Annotated in this window: 4 protein-coding genes; 1 reads left to right on the forward strand and 3 read right to left on the reverse strand. The window is 38.6% G+C overall.

What is annotated here, in order from left to right; all coding sequences use genetic code 11:
* Positions 1–220: 220 nt before the first annotated feature.
* Positions 221–1297 carry a hypothetical protein gene (locus ACF8GB_RS00020; protein WP_232905608.1) on the forward strand — a complete coding sequence of 359 codons (1077 nt, stop codon included), beginning with the start codon at positions 221–223 and terminating at the stop codon, positions 1295–1297.
* Between the two features lie 33 nt (positions 1298–1330).
* Here the strand turns inward: ACF8GB_RS00020 and ACF8GB_RS00025 are convergent, their stop codons facing one another.
* From ACF8GB_RS00025 to ACF8GB_RS00035, 3 genes are all read right to left on the reverse strand, one after another.
* Positions 1331–1564 carry a hypothetical protein gene (locus ACF8GB_RS00025; RefSeq protein WP_156326283.1) on the reverse strand — a complete coding sequence of 78 codons (234 nt, stop codon included), beginning with the start codon at positions 1562–1564 and terminating at the stop codon, positions 1331–1333.
* Positions 1565–1566: 2 nt separating this feature from the next.
* Positions 1567–2109 (reverse strand): replication/maintenance protein RepL, encoded by a 543-nt coding sequence (locus ACF8GB_RS00030; protein ID WP_156326282.1) that lies wholly within the window; start codon positions 2107–2109, stop codon positions 1567–1569.
* A gap of 385 nt (positions 2110–2494) precedes the next feature.
* On the reverse strand, positions 2495–2819 hold a 325-nt coding region (locus ACF8GB_RS00035), incomplete at its 5' end, for a hypothetical protein (protein ID WP_392526402.1).

Here is a 2819-nt window from a genome sequence, read left to right on the forward strand (position 1 = left end):
AAAAAAACGAAGTTTTTTGAAGGCTACCAGCTTTTGATTTTGCTCTTGATTTGGCTTTTGATTTTGGGGTTTGGGGGTATCCCCCAACAAGTAGGAAGGAACGAAGTTCCGTCAACCCGTAGGGTTGTCCTATCTTGAATGTCAGATAAATCTAACATTCAACTTGATTTTTGATTTCTACATGATATTGATATAAGTAAGAAAACAATATTTCAATACTATGGGAATTAAGAACTTCACAGTTACTACACAAAGAGTAAAAGACAAGGCCGATGGCCTCATTGGCTACGCCAATTATCTGAATAATGAAAAAGCACCAAGTCACAAAAACACGAAGATTCTGAACATAGGAAATAACTTTGATGATTTTCTAAAAAACACAATCATCAATACAATGAATTTTGACAATGACAATAAAAAAGGTGGTAGAAAAGTTGAGTCATATGCTCAAAGTTTCAATTTTATACTACCACCTGACGTTCCAAACCCTACACATGACCAATGGAAATTAATCTATAAGGATTTAGTATTAAAAGCAAAAACCACTCTGGATATTAAAGGCGGAACATCTCAATTTGCTGTTAGTTGCTACGCAAATATACATGACCAAGCAAACCCGCACCTGAATCTTTTAATACCTAGAATATATAATAAGGAGCGTTTGCATAAATTAGACCAAAAAAATTTACTGGGTGAATTGAAAAAAGAGTTTAACAGGTCTGTGATGCAGCATTGCAACATTGATTTTAAATCATATAAGCCAAACCAACAAAATGTTGGTAAACGTCGTAAAAAATGGCAATACGAGCAACAACAAAGCATCAAAGCAAAAGAAGAACTTCTCGAAGAACGTCTTTTACTTGCACAAGACAGGCTAGACATAGCTGATCTGATAGATCAGCACCAACAGGTGCAGGAACGTGCCGAAACGGCTCAAATGAAGGCTCTGGAAGCCACAAAGCAAGAGATTCAGGCCAAGGCTGATGCTGATGTTGCAAAGCTCCAGGCAGAGCAGAAAATCAGCCTAATGACTGAAATGAGAAGATTGTTCAATGACTTTAAAAGCTCATTATCTGGCTGGATTAACAGCATTAAATCAAAAGATGAACTACTGGAAGAAATCAACAGAAACGACACTATAAGTGCCGTAGAAATGATGCAGAATCATCAAGAATATGATGCTGATGTTGAAGAGATAGTGTTTTCAGCCATAGAACAGGCTGAAATAGAAACAGAAAAACCTGATATTTCAAAACAGGTTAGTCGTAGTAGAAAGAGAAAATTAACGCCTTATTAAGTGCGAAGCACACCCAGACGCTTTTAAACCCCTTTATGGGGTTTTATAATCGCCTCTATACGCTTTCCTATAACTATCAAGGAATATTTGCAAATCATCTAAACGGTCGTAAACCTTATTATCATGGCAATTACCAGTTTTGGTAATTGCATAGAGCCGTTTAAATTCATTTAAAATTTCATTGTAATGTGCAAGATGCTTTTCATCTGTGATTGTATCAGCGACTTTATCCCAGTCGTGTTTTTCAAAATTATAAATTCTTGCCATATTTATTCCCCCTTGTCATTTAAAAAAGTTAGTTGCTCACCCGGATAGATTATAGGTATTTGTTTCAGTTCCACACCGCTCCAATCTTCAAAATCATCATCTTGGTCAGCACCACACGCCACCACAGTGGCTGTGAAAATCGCAAATTTCTCTTTGATTTGATTGTCGGTAGACCAAAAGACATTGGAATTGACAACGTATGCGTTGGCATTTCCAACTTTAATGATGTTAATGAAATTAGCTTCACGAAGGTCTTTAACAGCCTTGGAGCACGTCTGACGTGTCTTTTTAGTGATTTGTTCAAGTGTCTTGAACGACATAATCACGGCATTCTGCTTGTTCATCTTTTCAACAAATACGAGCAATATTTGTGCTGCTGTTGGGTTTAGTTTGACTAAACCTCTTAATTGTCTTAATTCTTTTTTATACAACTGAACGAAATCAAGATTCTTCTTTTGATTTACTTCTCTTGTTGTTTCTTCAAGTAATGTCAAAAGTCTTGCATTGGCATTTATAAGTTCTTCTCTGCTTCTTGTATCTTCCATAAGTAATAACCTTAAAATTGTTTATTACTTATGTTTTATCATAATTTTACGTTGTGTCAAGGACACCTTACAGGTTGTAAAGCTAAACGTTCCATCTATGTAAAGCGTGGCTTTACATCAATGTAAAGTGGGGCTTTACATAGACCATCTACCCCTACCACACCTAAATCATTGATTTTAAAGGCTTTTTTTCAAAAAACCCTGAAAAATGATAGGTGTTCCCTCTAATATCTCCTTTTAACCCTTGAAATCTGGTCAGTTTTTGAGCAATCGGTGCTACGCACCAGTTGGTCAGATTGCTGGTGTTTTGTGAGATTCATGGCCCGGTAGGGTAGGGGAGTGGTCCTAGAACGTCCTACAAGGGGCCTAGAATCGACGAACAAGGTCAGGCAATCCCTTTGCATGGGTGATTGCTGCTAACGCCTCCCTGCGGTCGTTGTTGGGTCATCTGCTGCACTGGTGACGGTGAAGCTGTCACCAGCACACCAGACGACCTCGATCTGCAGATCTCGATTCCCTGGAGATCGATCAGGATGCTGGTGATGGTGCTGGCAGCACCGTCACCCTGATTACTCGCTTTTGACGATGGTGAGAGCAATGGAGATTGAACAGGTGATGCACTACCTGTCTCAATCGTAAGAGCCGCACTATCGTGCATTCTGGTGAAAATAGCACAGGCGAAGCTGTGCTTTTGAAACAGAAAGCCACTG

It is taken from the genome of Pseudomonas sp. xss_4 (genome assembly GCF_043104125.1).
GTDB lineage: Bacteria > Pseudomonadota > Gammaproteobacteria > Pseudomonadales > Pseudomonadaceae > Aquipseudomonas > Aquipseudomonas parafulva_B.